General features: G+C 63.1%; 9 protein-coding genes. 2 read left to right on the forward strand and 7 right to left on the reverse strand.

The genetic code is table 11. The features are described from left to right. Positions 1-58: 58 nt before the first annotated feature. From ACO07C_RS07525 to hutI, 7 genes are all read right to left on the reverse strand, one after another. Positions 59-1,831, reverse strand: a complete 1,773-nt coding sequence (locus tag ACO07C_RS07525) for a glucan ABC transporter ATP-binding protein/ permease (RefSeq protein WP_421913557.1) — start codon at positions 1,829-1,831, stop codon at positions 59-61. Positions 1,832-2,270: 439 nt separating this feature from the next. Next, positions 2,271-10,841 carry a GH36-type glycosyl hydrolase domain-containing protein gene (locus ACO07C_RS07530; protein ID WP_421913558.1) on the reverse strand — a complete coding sequence of 2,857 codons (8,571 nt, stop codon included), beginning with the start codon at positions 10,839-10,841 and terminating at the stop codon, positions 2,271-2,273. Between the two features lie 268 nt (positions 10,842-11,109). Next, entirely contained in the window at positions 11,110-11,697 is a 588-nt protein-coding gene (locus ACO07C_RS07535) for a HutD family protein (RefSeq protein WP_421913559.1), read from the reverse strand. 12 nt (positions 11,698-11,709) lie between these two features. After that, a complete protein-coding gene (gene hutU / locus ACO07C_RS07540) occupies positions 11,710-13,380 on the reverse strand; it encodes a urocanate hydratase (RefSeq protein ID WP_421913560.1) in 1,671 nt (556 codons plus the stop codon). A 27-nt stretch (positions 13,381-13,407) separates the two neighbouring features. Further along, positions 13,408-14,226, reverse strand: coding sequence for an N-formylglutamate deformylase (gene hutG / locus ACO07C_RS07545; RefSeq protein ID WP_421913561.1), 819 nt, complete (start codon positions 14,224-14,226; stop codon positions 13,408-13,410). Further along, entirely contained in the window at positions 14,226-15,767 is a 1,542-nt protein-coding gene (gene hutH, locus ACO07C_RS07550) for a histidine ammonia-lyase (RefSeq protein ID WP_421913562.1), read from the reverse strand. Before hutH ends, hutG begins: the two co-directional genes overlap by 1 nt. Then, positions 15,764-16,999: an imidazolonepropionase gene (gene hutI / locus ACO07C_RS07555; RefSeq protein WP_421913563.1), complete on the reverse strand. Its 1,236-nt coding sequence runs from the start codon at positions 16,997-16,999 to the stop codon at positions 15,764-15,766. The genes hutH and hutI overlap by 4 nt, the downstream gene beginning before the upstream one ends. A 100-nt stretch (positions 17,000-17,099) precedes the next feature. Here hutI and ACO07C_RS07560 point away from each other — a divergent pair, with 100 nt between their 5' ends. Both ACO07C_RS07560 and hutC read left to right on the forward strand, forming a co-directional pair. Further along, the gene (locus tag ACO07C_RS07560) at positions 17,100-18,452 is read left to right on the forward strand and encodes a formimidoylglutamate deiminase (RefSeq protein WP_421913565.1); all 1,353 of its coding nucleotides are present in this window, start codon (positions 17,100-17,102) and stop codon (positions 18,450-18,452) included. Continuing rightward, the gene (gene hutC, locus ACO07C_RS07565) at positions 18,449-19,189 is read left to right on the forward strand and encodes a histidine utilization repressor (RefSeq protein WP_421913566.1); all 741 of its coding nucleotides are present in this window, start codon (positions 18,449-18,451) and stop codon (positions 19,187-19,189) included. The genes ACO07C_RS07560 and hutC overlap by 4 nt, the downstream gene beginning before the upstream one ends. Positions 19,190-19,196: the final 7 nt, after the last annotated feature.

Below are 19,196 nucleotides of genomic sequence, written 5' to 3' on the forward strand. Positions count from 1 at the left end.
TCGCAGGCCGGGTTGGACCCTTCTCCCGCACAATGACGGGTAAGCAAATCGTATCTGCCTAGGCTGCCTCGCCCTGCACGGAGCGGCTGAGGCGGCGAACCTCCTCGTCGTTGAGCAGGCCGCCGGCGCGGAGCAGGCTGGCAAAGCGCCCGTTGCGCATCGACAACTCGGCGAAGCCACCCATTTCAACCACCTTGCCCTTGTCCATGAACACAACCAGATCGGCGTCGCGAACGGTAGTCAGGCGATGGGCGATGATGAAGGTCGTGCGATCACGCCTCAACTCGTCGATCGCCTCCTTTACGCGGTCCTCGGTCTCGACATCGAGCGCGCTGGTCGCTTCGTCCAGAACCAGGATCGGCGCATCCTTCAGCACGGCGCGGGCAATGGCGATGCGCTGGCGCTCGCCACCCGAAAGCTGCCCGCCGCGCTCACCGACAACCGTGTCGTAGCCAGCACTTTTCGACAGGATGAAATCCTGGGCGGCGGCGGCACTGGCGGCGGCGTGAACCTCATCATAGGTTGCGTCGGCACGGCCGACGCGGATGTTGTCCTCGATCGAGCGGTTGAGCAGCCCAGCGTCCTGGAACACCGTGGCGATCGAATGCCGCAGCGACTTGCGGGTCACAGTGCGCGTATCGATTCCATCGATCAGGATGCGGCCGTTGGAAGGGGTGAAGACGCGCTGCAACAGATTGATGAGCGTGGTCTTGCCGGCGCCAGTCGGGCCAACGATGGCCACGGTCTGGCCAGCCTGCACCTCGAAAGACACGTCGTCGATGCCCTGCCCTGAATTGGCGAATTCGAAGCCGACATTCTCGAACCGGACATGCCCAGTGACGTTGGCGAGTTCACGCAAGCCGTCCGGCTCGGCGGTTTCCGCTGCCGAATCCTCAAGACGATAGAAATCCTCGAGCTTGGCGCGAGCCTCGGAGATCTGGCTGGTGAAGGCCGACATCTGGTCAAGACGGGCGATCAGCATTCCGGCAAAGCCAGTGAAAGCGACGACATCGCCGACGCGCAGCTGGCCACGGGTGACAAGATAAGCGCCGATCGAGAGTACAACCATCATCGAAATGGTCGACGACAGGCGGTTGAGCGCGTTGGCGATCGCCCACCAGTCGAGTACCGGGTTCTGTGCGTCGAGCAGATCCTTCACGTAGCGCTTCAACGCCGCGGTCTCGAGGCCGATGCGGTTGTAGCTCTGCAGCACGGCGACGTTGCTGACGCTGTCGGTCACGTGGGCAAAGACGGTGTGGTAATGGCGTTCGACAGCAGTCTGACCTGCCTTGGTGCGGCGCATGACGATGCGGCCAATGGCGACGTAAAGCACGCCGAGGCCAAGCAGCACGACCGACATGCGGATATCCATGGCAATCGCGGTCGGCACCAGAAGAACCAACGCGATGGCCGTCGCGAGATGCACGCGCATGAATTCGAGCCACAGGCTGAACAGGGTCTCTACAGCTCGCAGCAGCGTGTGCAGCGAATTGGAAGTGCCGCGCTGATGGTGCCAGGCAAGCGGCATGGTGATGACGCGCTCGAAGGACTGGCATAACACTTCCGAGCGACGGGCATGGGCGAAGCGATCGGCTCCGCGCGCCACCAGGACGTAGGCTATGACGTTGAAGGCACCGAGAGCTGCCCAGACGGCGAGCGTCGAAAACACCTGGCCTTTTTCGGAAATGGCTCCGATCACCCGGCCCAGCAGGATCGGCTCCAGAATTGCCACGGCCGCAAGCGCGACATTCGCGCCGCAGATCAACGCGACGCGCTTCTTGTCGGCAGCGAGATAACCGAGTGCTCTCCAGTAGATTTGCAGAAGGGACACCGCAGTTACTCCGCCAAACTATTTATTGTGCACTGCATCATTTCATGACTCGTATCGGGTCACACGTCGCAAAACAATGCCCGTTTACAGCTTCCGTTCCCATTTCGCGAACAAAAGATGGCGACGTTCCGAAATCTGCCGTGATCAGCTAACGGTCTGAGATAAAAGGTGAAATGTCAGCCATACGGCAAAATCATGGCAATCAGATAGTGCTGCCACAATTTTAATCAATAAAGGCTTCCGATATGCCTGCCAAAACCGCAGTTACCTGGGATGGAAGCATATCCTGGATGTATTCAGACACGGAACCTTTGCGAGGAACCGTTGCGCTCGTCAGGTCGAGCATGGCGTCCAAGCCATTGAATTTAAAATAAAAAACCCGAAAATCGATCACGATTTTCGGGTTTATTGGTAGCGCATCGCCAGGTTAGGCCGCCCTCTAGGCGGGAATTCTGACGATAACTTCGCTATTGTCGCCAGCCTTGGGCTCGAAAGATGATCCCTTGGTTTTCGAACCGTTTACTTCAAGCGAGACAGCTTTGGCCTTGCTGTCCCTGACGACGCGAACCTTGAGCTCGCTGCCCAACATCTTGAGCGTTGCGGTATAGCCCTCCCAATGGCTGGGCAGACGCGGCTGGAACTGGATGCGTGTGCCTCGCCTTTCTATGCCAAGGATGCTCTCGACCGCCGCACGGTAAAGCCAACCCGCGGAGCCTGTGTACCAGGTCCAACCACCACGGCCGCCCCTGCCTTCACCGGAGTAGATGTCGGCGGCGACCACATAGGGCTCGACACGATAGTGCTCGGCCGACGCCTCATCGCGAGCGTGGTTGACCGGATTGAGCATCGAGAAACAGCGATAGGCATCGTCGGTGCGCCCCATTTCGGCGAGCGCGATGACGAACCATGTCGCCGCGTGGGTGTACTGGCCGCCGTTCTCGCGGACGCCCGGCGGATAGCTCTTGATGTAGCCGGGGTCCTTGTCCGTCTTGGAGAAGGGCGGCGTGAACAGTTTTACGATCTGGAGCTCGTCATCGACCAACATTTTCGTAGCCTGGTCCATCGCAGTCTCGGATCGCGCCGGATCGCCGTCCCCCGAAAGCACGCTCCAGGATTGGGCAATGGAATCGATCTTGCACTCCTCGGAACTGCGCGAACCAAGCGGCGTGCCATCGTCGAAGCTGCCACGGCGGTACCACTCGCCATCCCAGGCTGTGGTTTCCAGGGCACGCTTCAGCGTCTCGGCATGCTTTGTCCATGCCTGAGCGTGCTTGGCGTCGCCTTCAGTCCTGGCCACGGCGGAAAAGTCCCCCAAGGTCTTCAACAGGAACCAGCCCAGCCAGACGCTCTCGCCCCTGCCGTGGTCACCAACCCGGTTCATGCCGTCGTTCCAGTCGCCACCCAGGATCAACGGCAAGCCCGCAGGACTGCTGCGCTTGACCGCAAGGTCGAGCGCACGCGCGCAGTGCTCATAAAGCGAAGCGGTCTTCTTCATGGGTTCAGGCGTGAAGAAGGCATCATGCTCGCCCTCGGCCAAAGCCTGACCGTCGATGAAGGGCAGTTGTTCCTTGAGGATCGCTGTATCGCCGGTCACCAGCAGGTAGCGGGCGGTGGCATGGGCGAGCCATACGACGTCATCGGAGATCAGCGTGCGCACACCCGCTCCCGTGCGCGGCAGCCACCAGTGCTGCACGTCGCCTTCTGGGAACTGCCTGCGCGCGGCGTTGAGTATCTGTTCGCGCGCAAGGTTTGGATCATGGGCAAGCAGGGCCAACGTGTCCTGGAGCTGGTCACGGAAGCCGAAGGCGCCGCTCGCCTGATAAAAGGCGGAACGCGCGCGAATGCGGCAGGCAAGGCTCTGGTAGGGCAGCCAGTGGTTGACCATGGCATCGAGCGTCTTGTCGGGCGTCTCCACCTGGATGGTGTCGAGAAAACCGCGCCACTCGCGCTCGTTGTCGGCCAACCGCTGATCGAAATCCTTGGAGCGATGGGTCTGCACCAGCGCACTGGCTTCCTCGACGGAGCCCGCATCGCCGAGCAGCCAAAGCAGGGTCACATCTCCGCCGGCCGGAACCTCGATGTCACGCGTCATTGCCGCGCAAGGATCGTCGCCGGCCTCGATGCGGCCTGACAGGCTGCTGCCGGTGAGGACGGCATGCGGGAATTCGCTGGTGCCGTGACGGCCAAGGAACTCGCTTCGGTCCGCCGTGACCGACTGCACGTCGGTGTCCGCGGCGAGGAAGGCCACGCGCTCGCTGAAATCGAGGCCATAGGGGTTCTGCGCCAGCAGAGCTCCGGTCGCAGCGTCCCTCGAGGAGACGATCGTCGCGGCCGTGCGCGAGCGATGACCGCCAAGCACCCATTCGGCATAGGCGTAGACGCGCAGCCGCGCCGGCACCGAGCCGCCATTCTGAATGCGCAGCCGGGAGACCTTCACCGGATCCACCGGATCGACGACATGGGTGAGATCCATCGACAGGGGCCCGCGCCTGGAGCGGAAGGTCGAAAAACCCTGCCCATGCCAGGCTTCGTAGGTCATCGTAGGATCGCGCACGACGGTAGCCAGCGGCGAGAACGCCTTCCCGCTGGCCTGGTCGTAGATATAGACGCCCTCGCCCGGCCGGTTGGTGACCGGGTCGTTCGACCACGGCGTCAGCTGGTAATCGCGGCTGTTGCGGCTCCAGGTGAAGGCAGCACCCTCCGCCGATGTGTGGAAGCCGAAGGACTCGTTGGAAACGACATTGATCCATGGTTGCGGCGTTGTGCGCCGGCCGGCCAGTCGCACGACGTAGTGCCTCCCGTCGCTGTCAAAGCCGCCAAAGCCGTTCCAGTTGCTGAGCCCGCTGCCATCGGCCCGACTGTCCACCAGAGCATGGCTGGCCATCACCGGCGCCATCGGCACAGGCAATGACGACGGCTCGCGAGTGCTCGCCGGCCCGACAGGCTGCTGGCCGTCACGCGCCTGCAGCGCCGCGGCCTCGGCCCGCTCGATCTGGTCGAAAATGGTGCCGTTGCGCGTATGCAGCACCACCCTGGCGACCGCGAGCAAGGTCTTGTAGGTCGTCTCGTCCATCAGGTCGCGGCGCACAGCGAAGATATGCTGGCGCGGCCCGAGCTCCTTGCCGCGCAGGCGGCTGTTTTCGCACAACGTCTCGACCGCGCGTTGCAGGTCCTGGACATAGGATGAGGCCTGCTCGTTGACGACGACGAAATCGATCATCATGCCGCGGGCACGCATGTATTCCTGGAAGCGCAGCGCCTGAGCGACGATTTCCAGATCGGCGACGTCGCCGATCCTGACCAGAAAGATCGGGAAGTCGCCGGAAATGCTGGTCGGCCACAGGCTCGACTGCTTGCCGAGCCCGGAAGCGATGGATTCGGCGGGAAGGCGCAGGAACGGATCGGGATAGATCAGGTAGCGCGCCAGCTTCTGCACGTTGGCGGCGTCGGTCAGACTCAAGCCTAGATGACGGGTCTGCACCTGGCTACGTGTCCAGGCGAGCATCGCCTGGCGGGCGAAACTTTCCTGATGATCAAGCCGCGCGATGGCCTGATCCAATTCGGCGCGGTTCGCGCCGACCGCGGTCCAGAACGTCAGCGAAATCTTCTTGTTGGCGGGCACGCGCACCTGGCGGCGCAGCGAGACGATCGGGTCCAGCGTGAAACCGGAGTGACCGCCAAGCTTTGCCCCGGGATCGAAGGCCGCCGCGTCGACGATGGTGCGGCCGCGCCCGATGAAGGCGCGACGATCGGTTTCCGCCTCGGCATCGCGCGACGGGCCGGACGGATCGGTGACGAAGTGCACCATCGTGATGTCCGGTTCGCTCGTCTCCCGCTTGCGCCGTGTGGCAAAGATCGCGCCGTTGTTCGATGCGATCTCGGTCTCCACGAACATCTTCGAGAAAGCGGGATGCGCATTGTCCGAGGCATCCGAGCCGAGCACCAGTTCGGCGAAGGATGTCACTTCAATATGCCGATCGGTGTTGCCTTCATTATAAAGCGTGACCCGGCGGCCCTCGCCATTGCCTTCGGAAATGACGATGCATTCCACCTCGGAGCGCAAAGTGCCCACCGTTTTGACAAAGCTTGCCTTGTCGTCGGAGAACAGGGTCTGCGCCTTTTCCTCGGGCGCGCGCTTCGGTTCAGCTGTCGCCGACCACCAGTCTCCTGTGCCGGCGTCGCGCAGGAATATGTAGGAGCCGAGCCGGTCCTCCGTCGGATCCGGCTGCCAGCGGGTTATGGAAAGTTCACCCCAGCGGCTGTAGCCCGAACCTGTTGCCGTGACCATGACCGAATAGCGTCCATTGGACATGACGCTGGTCGACCGCAGCGCCTGCAAGGGATTGAGCACGATGCGCGTGTCAGGGCTTTCGACCTCGGTCTCATCCTTGGCCCGTTCATCGGCCTCGGTCCTGACCGTCGCCGTCGGAATGTCGCGCGGCGCCCTTTCCTGAAGCAGCAATTCGGCGGATTCGATGACCGGATCGCTGTGGAAGCGGTCGCGCAAGCGGCCTTCGAAGATCGCATCGGCGACGGCGGCGATCGACATGCCCGAATGGTGGGCATAGTAGTTCAGCACGACGGCGTGGTTGGTACCTTCGGGCACGCGCTGGGGCGTGAAGTCCACCGCATCGTAGAAGCCATGACGGCCTAGCGCGCCGATTTCGCGCAACCGAGCCAGGTTCTGGACCGCCTCGCGTGGATTGAACTGTGCCGCAAGCACCGTGGCATAAGGGGCAATCACGGTGTTCTGGCCAAGGCCACGCTTCAGACCAAGCCCGGGAACGCCGAAATTGGTGTACTGGTAGGTCAGCTCGCGGTCGCGGGCGTTGTAGGCCGCTTCGGAAATGCCCCACGGCACGTTCTTCTGGCGGCCGTACTGTATCTGCCGCTTGATGATCAGCTTACTGGTCTGGTTGAGAATGCTGCCTTGCGGCTCCTTCATCACCAGCGGCGGCATCAGGTACTCGAACATCGAGCCCGACCAGGACATGAGCGCGCCCTGGAATCCGATCTCGACGATCGGCCTCCCAAGCCGGAACCAGTGCTCGGTCGGCAGGTCGCCCTTGGCGATGGCGAACAGGCTGGTCAGCCTCGCCTCGGAAGCGAGCAGGTCATAGCAGCTTTCGTCGAGCTGATGTTCCTCGACCCGATAGCCGATCGACAGCAGCTTGCGCTCCGGCCGCATCAGGAAGGCAAACTCCATCTCGAAGGCAAAGCGGCGCGTGCGTTCACGCAGCTTCAACAGCTTGGCGCGCAAGGCTTCGACGGCATTGTCATCGCTGTGCGAGTCGGAGACATGCGCCTCGCAGGTCGCCTCGAGCCTTGCCGCCCAATCGGCGATGACATCGCTCCGCGCCGACCCGGCCTCGGTGTCGATGGCGGTTGCCAGCTTGCGGATTTCGCCGGCCAAAACGGCAAGGTTGATGGTGCGGATAGACGCCATTTCGGGCTGGGCCTTGATGGTCTCGACCGCGCGCCGCATGCCGTCGAGACGGTCCGTCAGGCGCTGACGCAACGGCCGCAACTGGCGGCGGTCATCCGGCAGATCATCGAGGCTTTCCGAGAGGATCGTCACCGTGTCGAGAATGCCCTCGAAATCGCCCTGCAGGTGGACAGAGGGCGCTTCCGCCCATTCCGCGCAGGCGGCGGCGACCGCGACGAGATGGCCGGCGAGATTGCCGCTGTCGACCGCTGAAATGTAGAGGGGATAGAGCGGCTTCAGGGTCGTGGTGTCGTACCAGTTGAAGAGATGGCCACGGCTGCGCGGCATGCTCTCGATGGTCGTCATGGTCGCGTCGATGCGGGTGATGGCATCGGACAGGCTGATCCAGCCGAAATCGCGTGCCGAGACAACTGACAGCAGATAGACGCCGACATTGGTCGGCGACGTGCGCGGCGCGACAACAGGCGCCGGACTCTCCTGGAAATTGTCGGGCGGCAGATAGTGATGCTCGGCCGTGACGAAGGTTTCGAAGTAGTGCCAGGTTCGCCGCGCCACCGTGCGCAGCGCATGGCTGTCGGCGGCGGAAATACGCAGCCGGTCCTCGGTTTCGGCCGAACGGCTGATCCACGACGCGACGGCCGGCGAGCCGATCCAGAACAGGGCGAAGAAGAAGGCCACGAAGGCCCCGGTGGAATCGGCGAGAACCGGTATGGCGAGGCCGACAAAGCCGATGATCACCGCGCCATACATCATGCCGTAGTAGGAGCCGAGATCGTTGTCGCCGTTCTTGTGCGCCTGCGATGCGGTGCGCCATTCCAGCAGGTTCTGCCGGCTGACGAACAGCCGGTAGAAGGTGCGGATAATCGCGTCGCCCATCATCCAGGCCAGATGCGCCATGAGAACGATCTTCAGAGCGACCATGGCGGTGCCGAAGGCAACGTCACGGGCCAGCGCCGAGAAATGGCCACGCGGCGTCTGGTCGCCGCTCTTCGGCAGGATCGAGTTGACGATGTCGAAGGTGGGCGCCATGAACAAGCTCAGGATCAGCAGCGCCTGCCATTGTGCCGCCTGCGTGAAGGGCAGCAGGGTCCAGCCGGCGATCGCCGCCATCACCCAGAAGATCGGCGTCAGCGATCGGCGCAGATTGTCGACCATCTTCCAGCGCGACAGCGCAGGTACACCCGAGCGTGGATCGAGGATGAAGCCGAGAAGCTGCCAGTCGCCGCGTGCCCAGCGATGATGACGCGAAGCGTCCACGGAGTAGCGGGTGGGATAATCCTCGACCAATTCGACATCGGTGACCAGGGCCGAGCGTGCCAGCGCGCCTTCGAGCAGGTCGTGGCTGAGAATGGTGTTTTCCTCGATACGCCCCTGCAAGGCGGCTTCGAAGGCATCAACGTGATAGAGGCCCTTGCCCGTGAAGGAGCCGTCCCCGAACACGTCCTGATAGAGATCGGACACGGCGAAGACATAAGGGTCCAGACCACGATTGGCGGAGAAAACACGCTGGAAGAATGACGCGTCGTCGCCTGATGTCAGCGACGCGGTGATACGTGGCTGCAGGATGGCGTAGCCGGCGGTGACCACCCGTTTGACGGCATCGAAATGCGGCCGGTTGAGCGGATGGGCGAGCTTGCCGACCAGCGTGGCGACAGCATCGCGCGTGGTGCGCGTGTCGGCGTCGAGCGTCATCACGTATACGACGTTTTCCGGCAGTGGAACGTCTAGCGGCAGGAAGGTTGTGTCGCTGTCGCCGCGCAGCATCAGGTTCAGTTCATGCAGCTTGCCGCGCTTGCGCTCCCAGCCCATCCATGCACCTTGGGCGGCATTGAAGAGCCTGTGCCGGTGCAAGAGATAAAAGCGGGGTGCGCCGGCTTCGACGGGATAGCGGGCGTTCAGCCGGGCGATCTCGGCGCGGGCGTATTCGAGGATCTCCATATCCGCGGCGTCGATCTCGGTCTTGCTGTCCGGCCAGTCCGACAGCAAGGCAAAGTGAATTTCGCCCGCCAGGTTGGCGAGGTGATGCACTTCGATGTTGCGGATGTTCTCCTCGACATCGTCGCGTGAACCGATGAGCGACGGCACCACCACTAGCGTGCGCGCCTCCGGCGGCACGCCATGCCTGTAGTCATAACCGACCAGCCGCGTCGGCTTCAGGAACAGCAGCACCACGGTGTTAAAGAACGCAAGCGCGCCTTCACTGGCCGGCACGGCAAACAGGGCCAGCATCAGGACGATTGACGGTACCGAGAGGCCGAGATGGGCAAGGGCGTTGCCGGACAGGACGAGAAGCAGAACCGTCAGCGCGAAGACCGGCAGCACGATGCCCAGCCACCCGGTCTTGCGGAAGCTCCGGTTGACGATCTGGCTGACGGTCTGCCGATAACCGATTGCCTTTTCCAACTCTTGCCGGCGCGGGCCGACGAGGAAGAAGCCGACATCGGTGAGGGCCTTGGCAGGATCGATCTCGGAGCCGGCGGACAGGTGGCCGGCGAGTTCGATAGCCTTTTCGGCGACACGAAATTCGGATAGGTCGGAGCGGCGCGCCAGTTCCTCGATCGAGGTGCGGTACTGGTCGCGCGAGAAGAAATCGAGCGCGGCGAAATCGGTGCGTTCACGCAGAAGCGTATCGATGCGGCTCACGCCTTCGAACCACACTGTCCAGTCGACGTCGTTGATGAGGCGAAGGCCGCGGATGATGTTGCCGGTGGTCACATTGCCGCTGGAGAGCGTGTGGTGCTCGCCGATGATGATTTCCTCGGCGTCGGAGCCGGTCTTCTCGAGTTCCCCTTCCAGCCATTCCAGCGCCTTGCCGGCATTCTGCGATCCATCGCGCAAACGGTAGAGCAACTGGGTGGCGAAGGTGGTGTCCTGCGCATGCGCGCTGTAGCTCGACAGGATCGCCTGGCGGTCGGCACTGTCGTCCGTCGCCAGCACACGGTCGGCAACGTCATTGGCGATCTGGCGCATCTGCCGGGTGCGATTGACCCTGACGGCCAGACGACGAAGATTTTCAATCAGAACAAAGCGCAACAGTGACGGCAGTGCCCAGAGTTCGCCGATCTTCAGCGGTTCGACCGACTGAAATCCCTCGACGATTGCCTTGAACATACTGGCCGAGACAGAACTGTCCGAATGCGCCACGTAGGTCCAGGCCAGCGCAAGCGCGCGCGGCACGGCAGCTCCATCCGGCAGCTTCAGCGTCGGCAACTGACGGTAGAAACGGCGCGGCAGATCGCGCTTGATCTGGAAAATGGTCTCTTCGACCAGATAATTGTTGTCCAGCAGCCATTGCGCGGCCGGAGTGATGGTCTCCCCCTTGGCCTGCGCCGCATTGGTCGACCGGTAGACTTCGAGGATTTTCTTGGCGCTATCGCGGGTGCGTGCCTGAAAATCGAAAGGCGTAAGGCCGAACAGATCCGTGAGATCGCCCCTGGCGAGGCTTTCGCCGAGGGCGCGCAAGCGGTCCTCAGGCAGAAAATTGGAGCGTATCGGCTCCTCGGTGATGGCCGGGAAGCTGGCGCTTGTCTTGTCGATTTGGGCAGGGTTCGTCTGAATATTCATTGAAAATTCCGTATGGCGGACACTCAGCGGCGTCACCGCCACGGCAATGTCCCTAAAACCGATTCAAATGCAATTGGTTGCATCGCAACACTTGGCCGAAAGTTTGTGTCCGCACCACGACAGGGCGTTATCTTTCGACAACCTCCAGACGAGCGCCCCTCGCTGCCGTCCGGATTTGATCCGCGAAGAGGATTCAGGCTTTTTCGTGATGCCGTGACGAGCTTACGCCATATTTCGCCGGCGTCACGATCATGTTTGGAGACAGACGTTAATTGTTGCCCACGACACGATCGATGCGGATCACGAACAACGTCGTCACCCCCACCGGTTCGATGAGGATCTTGCCGTCATTGGGCTCGGCCAAAAGCGCGTCGAGAGGGCCCAGGCGGGCGGGCATTGCTCCGGCCACCTGGATCTCCCCATCGAGGCTCAGGATGAGGGTCGTATCGGCTTCGGGATGGATTTCCAACGAAGCCGATATCACCAGGCGCTCGACCGCATGGGTCGTGCGGCTGCGTCTTGTCATGACGTTGAGGTCCGTGATTGGACCGGAAATCAGCGCCGCGGTCGTCGGCGCATCGGCGGGAAAGAAGAGCGGCGCGGCCGCCCGGGTCATCGCGACGGATGGCCGACCGGCAATGTGGAGGGAAATTCCCTCCCCTTCCAGCACCGCCAAAGTGCGGTCGATGCCGGCGAATTGCGAGAACGGTCCGCCATTCTCGACGCGCGCCATGGAAATGCGCCAGTCGAAATCATCGAGGCCTGCGGTCGGGGGCGAGACGACGATTTCCGTCGTCACACCACCACCGTTCTTCCACGGCATCGACCGGTATTCGGCTGCCCGCAGGATGTGCATCGCCTTAGCCAATCACCCGAGAATGCCGGGCAGATTGAGCTGCTGCTCCTTGGCGCAGTCGATGGCTATGTCATAGCCGGCATCGGCGTGGCGCATGACGCCTGTCGCGGGATCGTTCCACAGCACGCGTTCCAGACGCCTGGCCGCTTCAGGGGTACCGTCGGCGACAATGACCATTCCCGCATGTTGCGAAAAGCCCATACCGACACCACCGCCATGATGCAGCGACACCCAGGTGGCGCCGGACGCGGTGTTGAGCAGCGCGTTGAGCAGCGGCCAATCGGACACGGCATCCGACCCGTCCTTCATCGCTTCCGTCTCGCGGTTCGGCGACGCGACCGAACCGGAATCGAGATGATCGCGACCGATGACGACCGGCGCCTTGAGTTCGCCCTTTGCCACCATCTCGTTGAAGGCCAGGCCCAGCCTATGGCGGTCGCCTAGCCCGACCCAGCAGATGCGCGCCGGCAGGCCCTGGAACGCGATACGTTCGCGCGCCATGTCCAGCCAGTTGTGCAGATGCGTGTTGCCGGGCGTCAGTTCGCGCACCTTGGCGTCGGTCTTGTAAATGTCTTCCGGATCGCCCGAGAGCGCTGCCCAGCGGAAGGGGCCGATGCCACGGCAGAACAACGGACGGATATAGGCCGGCACGAAGCCCGGGAAGGCAAATGCATTCTCGAAGCCTTCGTCCTTGGCGACCTGACGGATGTTGTTGCCATAGTCGAGTGTCGGCACGCCGGCATTCCAGAACGCCACCATGGCCTCGACATGTTCGCGCATCGACGCGCGGGCCGCCTTCTCGACCGCCTTGGGGTCGCTGACGCGCTTCTCGCGCCACTCAGCCATCGTCCAACCCTTTGGCAGATAGCCATTGATGGGATCGTGGGCCGAGGTCTGGTCGGTAACCATGTCTGGGCGGATGCCGCGCCTGAACATCTCCGGGACGATCTCGGCCGCATTGCCGAGCAGGCCGACCGACTTTGCCTCACCAGCCTTGGTCCAGCGCTCGATCATCGCCATCGCCTCGTCGAGCGTCTCGGCCTTCTCATCAACATAGCGGGTGCGCAGGCGGAAATCGATCGAGTCCGGATTGCATTCGATCGCCAGGCAGCACGCGCCGGCCATGACCGCCGCGAGCGGCTGCGCGCCGCCCATGCCGCCGAGGCCGCCAGTCAGGATCCACTTGCCCTTGAGATTGCCGCCATAATGCTGGCGGCCGGCTTCGACGAACGTCTCGTAGGTGCCCTGCACGATACCTTGCGTGCCGATGTAGATCCAGGAGCCGGCCGTCATCTGGCCGTACATCATCAGGCCCTTCTTATCGAGCTCGTTGAATTTCTCCCAGTTCGCCCAATGCGGCACCAGATTGGAATTGGCGATGAGCACGCGCGGCGCATCGGTGTGGGTGCGGAACACGCCCACCGGCTTGCCGGACTGCACCAGCAGCGTCTCGTCATCGGCCAGCGTCCTCAAGGATGCAACGATGCGGTCGAAGTCGTTCCAGGTGCGCGCCGCCCGGCCGATGCCGCCATAGACGACCAGTTCGTTGGGGTTCTCGGCAACATCGGGGTCGAGATTGTTCATCAGCATGCGCAGCGGCGCTTCCGTCAGCCAGGAACGAGCGCTGATTTCGCTGCCGCGCGGACTGCGGACTTCACGGATATTGTGACGAGGGTTGTTCATGCGGACATCTCCAGAAAGGAAAGGGCTTCAGCCTTGTGCCCAGGCAATTGCGGTCTTCAGGATCTTCTCGAGCGTGGCGCGGATGGGCGCGGCAAACTCGGCGTCATAGGGGACCGGCCAGTTGTCCGGCTCGCCCTTGCCTTCCGGCTCGCGCATGTAGCCGCGGTTGGACAACTCCATTTGCAGCGCATGGATGCCGTTTTGCGGCTGCCCGAAATGACGCGTGATCCAGCCGCCCTTGAAGCGGCCGTTAACGACGAAGGTTTCGCCGGTTTCGGCCATGATCTGGCCGACTGTTGCCTGCAGGACGGGATCGGCGCTCTTGCCGTCATTGGTGCCGAGATTGAAGACCGGCAGCGTGCCTTCGAACAGACGCGGCAGAACCGAGCGGATCGAGTGGCAGTCGTAGACGACAATCGCCGGGTGCAGGGCGCGCAGCCGGTCGATCTCCGCCTGCAGGGCCGCATGATAAGGCATGAAGTATTTTTCGCGGCGTTCATCGACCTCAGACGGTCCCGGTTCTTCGCCTTCGCGGTAGAGCGGATCGCCATCGAAGGTCTCGGTCGGGCAGAGGCCTGTCGTCGCCTGCCCCGGATAAAGCGAGGCGCCGGATGGATCCCGGTTGACGTCGATGACGGTGCGCGAGATCGCGGTGTGCACAACGGTCGCGCCAAGGTCGCCAACGAAATCATAGAGCCGGTCGATCCACCAGTCGCAGTCGCGGCGGCCTAGCCACGGCGAAACCAGCCGGTTTTCAAGACCCGCGAGATCGATCCCGGTGTGCGGGATCGACACCAGCAAGGGTGCCGTACCGCGGCTCACCGTAAGCCAGGGCGTGCCGGTCATCACGCAGCCCCCGAAATCGATGGCAGCGTCACGGCGGAGGCCGCCTTCACGGCAGCGCCGCTGCGCACCATGGCGATGGCTTTTTCCATGTCGGGATGGAAATGGCGGTCATTGTCGAGGTGCGGCACCTCTGCCCGGACCAGCTTGCGCACCGCTTCAAGCGCCCCACTCGAAGCCAGTGGCAGATGGAAATCGCAACCTTGCGCGGCCGCCAGCAGTTCGATGCCGATCACGGCGGTCGCATTCTCGATCATGCCGATCAGGCGGCGCGCACCATGCGCCGCCATCGAGACGTGGTCTTCCTGGTTGGCGGATGTCGGGATGGAATCGACGCTGGCCGGATAGGCCTTCTGCTTGTTCTCTGACACAAGCGCCGCCGCCGTCACTTGCGGGATCATGAAGCCGGAATTCAACCCCGGCTTAGGCGTCAGGAAAGCAGGCATGCCCGACAGCGCGGGGTCGACCAGCATGGCGATGCGACGTTCCGACAGAGACCCGATTTCGCAGACGGCGAGCGCGATCATGTCGGCGGCGAAGGCTACCGGCTCGGCATGGAAATTGCCGCCGGACAGTGCCGTATCATCCTCGGCGAAGATCAAGGGATTGTCGGTTACGCCATTGGCTTCGGTGCCGAGCGTATCCGCCGCCTGGCGCAGGACCGTGAGTGCCGCGCCCATCACCTGTGGCTGGCAGCGCAGGCAATAGGGATCCTGCACGCGCTCGTCGCCGACGCGATGCGATTCGCGAATGGCGCTGCCCGCCATCAAATTGCGCAGTGCGTCCGCGGTTTCGATCTGGCCGGGATGCTTTCTCAGGAGATGGATACGCGGATCGAAAGGCGCGTCGGAACCCTTTGCAGCGTCGGTCGATAGCGCTCCGGCGACCAGCGCGGACTGGTATAGCACTTCAGCCTCGAACAAGCCGGCAAGTGCGTAGGCGGTCGAGAACTGCGTTCCGTTGAGCAGTGCAAGGCCTTCCTTGGCGCCAAGTGTGACCGGCTCCAGCCCGTGCGAGACAAAGGCGACCTTGGCCGGCACCCGGCCATGCGGGGTAAAGCATTCGCCGACACCGATCATAACCGCCGTCATGTGCGAAAGCGGGGCAAGGTCGCCGGAGGCGCCGACGGAGCCCTGTGCCGGGACGACCGGGATGACGTCATTGGCCAGCATCGCCTCGAGCAATTCGATCGTGTGCGGGCGGACGCCAGAGGCGCCCTGCGCCAGGCTGGCGAGTTTCAGCGCCATCATCAGACGGGCGATGGCAACCGGCATCGGCTCGCCGACGCCCGCGGCATGCGAAAGCACGATGTTGCGCTGGAGGGTCTCGAGATCCTCGGCGGGGATGCGGACGCTGGCCAGTTTGCCGAAGCCGGTGTTGATGCCGTAGACCGGCTCGCCCTTGGCAACGATCCTCGCGACAGCCTCGGCACTCGCCTTGATCCTTGGCCGGCAGGCATCATCAAGCTTGGGCACGGCGCCACGGTAGATTGCGCGCCAGTCGGCCAGGGTGGCGTTTCCGGGCTTCAGCGTCAGTTCGGTCATTGTCCTCTCCAGATGCGGGCATGCAGCGGGTTGAAGCCCATGCGGTAAACGAGTTCGGCCGGGCGCTCGATGTTCCAGATCGCCAGATCAGCCGATTTGCCGGTCTCCAGCGTGCCGGTTTGCCCCTGCAGGCCCAGCGCCCGAGCAGCCTCCCTCGTGACGCCGGCAAGGCATTCGTCGACTGTCAGGCCAAACAGCGTCGCCGCCATGTTCATGGTCAAAAGCAGCGAGGTCAGCGGCGAGGTTCCGGGATTGTTGTCGGTTGCGACTGCCATCCTGACGCCGTGCCGGCGGAACAGGTCGATCGGCGGCTTTTTCGTTTCGCGAATGAAATAGTAAGCACCGGGCAGGATCGTCGCCACGGTCCCTGCGCTGGCCATCGCCACGGCACCCGCCTCATCGGTATATTCGAGATGATCGGCCGAAAGGGCGCCAAAGCGGGCGGCAAGTTCAGCGCCATGCAGGTTGGATAGCTGGTCGGCGTGAAGCTTGACGGGCAAGCCCGCCGCCTTCGCGGCGTCGAAAACAACAGCCATCTGCTCGGGCGAAAAGGCGATGCCTTCGCAAAACCCGTCGACGGCATCGGCCAGCTTTCCGGCCACGATCGCCGGCAGAATCGTATTGGCGACCAGATCGATAAAAGAGTCCTTGTCGCCCTTCGCTTCCGGCGGCAGCGCATGGGCGCCAAGGAAGGTCGTGCGGACCGTGACCGGACGTTGCTCGCCCAGCCGGCGCGCGGCGCGCAGAGACTTCTTCTCGTTTTCTAGATCGAGCCCGTAGCCCGACTTGACTTCAACGGTGGTGACGCCTTCGGCCATCAGGGCATCGAGGCGCGGCAGCGACTGGGCGACCAGTTCATCCTCACTGGCAGAGCGCAGCGCCTTGACCGACGAGACGATGCCACCGCCGGCACGTGCCACCTCCTCATAAGTGGCGCCGGCCAGCCGCATCTCGAATTCGTTGGCGCGGTTACCGGCATGGACAAGATGGGTGTGGCAATCGATCAGGCCAGGCGTGATCCAGCGCCCCTCGCAATCGATGGTCTCGGCGCCCTGGCTGAGCGCTGACGGAACATCGGCATCAGGGCCGGAATAGACGATGAGACCATCGCGCAGCGCGATCGCGCCCCTTTCGACAATGCCCAGCCCAGGCACACTTTCCGCCATGGTTGCCAGGCGCGCGTTGCGCCAGACGCGAACCTCGCTTGCCCGACTTTTGCTCTCTCCAGCCATGATCTTTTCCGTTTCAATCGGTCGAGATTATGTATATACATATTGAAACACACTGCAAGCGCTATCATCGCATGAGACACAGGGAACCGGGGAGAACAGCGTGACGTCGATTTTTGCGGAGCAGGCCCTCCTGCCCGATGGCTGGCATGACGATGTGCGGATCGTGTTCGATGGCGGCAGCATCGCGACGGTAGAAACCGGGACGGACGCCCTGCCCGGCGATGAGCGTCATGCGATCCTTCTGCCCGGTATGCCGAACCTGCACAGCCACGCGTTCCAGCGCGGCATGGCCGGCCTTGCCGAGCTGCGCGGCCCCTCCGCCGACAGTTTCTGGAGCTGGCGCGAGGTGATGTACCGTTTCGCTCTGTCGATGACGCCGGACCAGGTCGAAGCGGTCGCGGCCCAGCTCTATGTCGAAATGCTGGAGGCCGGCTTCTCGCGCGTCGGCGAATTCCATTACCTCCACCATGACCGCGATGGAAAACCCTATGGCAACATCGCGGAGATGGCCGAGCGCATTGCGGCAGCGGCCGGCGATACCGGCATCGGCCTGACGCTGCTGCCGGTCTTTTACGCGCATTCGTCATTCGGCGGCGCTGCGCCGAATGACGGCCAGCGGCGATTCATCAACGATGTGAATCGGTTCTCGCGCCTCGTTGAGAAAAGCCGCGAATCCGTTCGCACGTTGAATCAAGCCATCGTTGGTGTCGCCCCGCACAGTTTGCGCGCCGCGACGCCGGAAGAACTGGTTGAGGTCGTGGCCGTGGCGCCCGATGGACCGATCCACATCCACGTGGCCGAACAAGTGAAGGAGGTCGAGGACTGCCTTGCCTGGTCGGGCGCGCGGCCGGTTGAATTCCTGCTTGGCCATGCCAGCGTCGACCAGCGCTGGTGCCTGATCCATGCCACGCATATGACCGAAGCCGAAACCGTTGACATGGCGAAGAGCGGCGCCATTGCCGGCCTTTGCCCGATCACCGAAGCCAACCTTGGCGACGGCACATTCGCCGCGTCCCTGTTCATGCAACATGGCGGCCGCTTTGGTGTCGGGTCGGATTCCAACGTTCTGATCGGCCTGCCCGATGAGTTGCGCCAGTTGGAATATTCGCAGCGCTTGGCCCACCGCGCCCGCAACGTTCTGGCAGTGGCCGGCGGTTCGACCGGGCGCGCACTGTTCGACGCAGCGATCGACGGCGGCAGTGTCGCGCTCGGGGCAGGCGCCTCGCGGATCGCCGTTGGCGCTCCCGCCAATGTCGTCTCGCTCCAGGCTGACCATCCCTCGCTTGCCGGCAAGCGTGGCGATGCGATCATCGACGCCTGGGTCTTCGCCAATGGCAGCAAGGTCGACTGTGTCTGGGTACATGGCGGAAAACAGGTCAGCGGTGGCAGACATCTGAAGAGAGACGCCATTGCCGAACGTTTTCGGGGCGTGATGGTGGCGCTCTCGGCATGAGTGGGATTGGCACAGTCGATGCGGAAGGCGGCGGCTCGCTGCACCAGCGCATCCTGTCCGATATCAGCGAGAAGATCCTGTCCGGCGCCTGGGCGCCGGGCCACCGCATCCCGTTCGAGCATGAACTGACCGAACAATACAATTGCTCGCGCATGACCGTGAACAAGGCACTCTCGCAACTGGCCAAGGCCGGTTTGATCGAGCGCCGCCGCCGCTCCGGAAGTTTCGTGCGGCGGCCGCAATCGCAAGCGGCGATCCTCGAAATTCACGACATCAGGATCGAGGTCGAGGCGCTTGGCCTGCCCTATCGCTATGAACGCCTGACGCGGCAAAAGCGGCGCAGCACCGCCGAGGATCGCGAATTGCTGGAACTGAAGGCCGCGGGGCCTGTGCTGGCGCTGGAATGCCGGCATTTCGCCGGCAAGCAGCCGTTCGCCCATGAACAGCGACTGATCAATCTGGCTGCCGTCCCCGAAGCCACCGAAGAGGAGTTTCTCAACACCTCACCCGGCCCCTGGCTGATCGGCTGCGTACCGTGGAGCGCCGCCGAGCACCGCATTCGCGCGGTCGGTGCCGACGCTCGGGTTGCGTCGGCACTCGATATCTTGGCCGGCGCGCCCTGTCTTGTGGTCGAGAGACGGACCTGGAGCGCCGAGTATCCTGTCACTCACGTCCGCTTCACTTATGCAGCGGGGAATCACGCTCTGGTGGCGCGGTTCACGCCCTCGCGGGGATAGCCATCCC

The sequence above is a fragment of the Mesorhizobium sp. genome (assembly GCF_965229135.1).
Classification (GTDB): Bacteria; Pseudomonadota; Alphaproteobacteria; order Rhizobiales; family Rhizobiaceae; genus Mesorhizobium.

What these genes read in the sequence shown, in the direction of transcription:
- ACO07C_RS07530 (WP_421913558.1), bottom strand. Translation starts at nt 10,841, where the DNA reads ATGAATATTCAGACGAACCCTGCCCAAATCGACAAGACAAGCGCCAGC.
- ACO07C_RS07535 (WP_421913559.1), bottom strand. Translation starts at nt 11,697, where the DNA reads ATGCACATCCTGCGGGCAGCCGAATACCGGTCGATGCCGTGGAAGAAC.
- hutU (WP_421913560.1), bottom strand. Translation starts at nt 13,380, where the DNA reads ATGAACAACCCTCGTCACAATATCCGTGAAGTCCGCAGTCCGCGCGGC.
- hutG (WP_421913561.1), bottom strand. Translation starts at nt 14,226, where the DNA reads ATGACCGGCACGCCCTGGCTTACGGTGAGCCGCGGTACGGCACCCTTG.
- hutH (WP_421913562.1), bottom strand. Translation starts at nt 15,767, where the DNA reads ATGACCGAACTGACGCTGAAGCCCGGAAACGCCACCCTGGCCGACTGG.
- hutI (WP_421913563.1), bottom strand. Translation starts at nt 16,999, where the DNA reads ATGGCTGGAGAGAGCAAAAGTCGGGCAAGCGAGGTTCGCGTCTGGCGC.
- hutC (WP_421913566.1), top strand. Translation starts at nt 18,449, where the DNA reads ATGAGTGGGATTGGCACAGTCGATGCGGAAGGCGGCGGCTCGCTGCAC.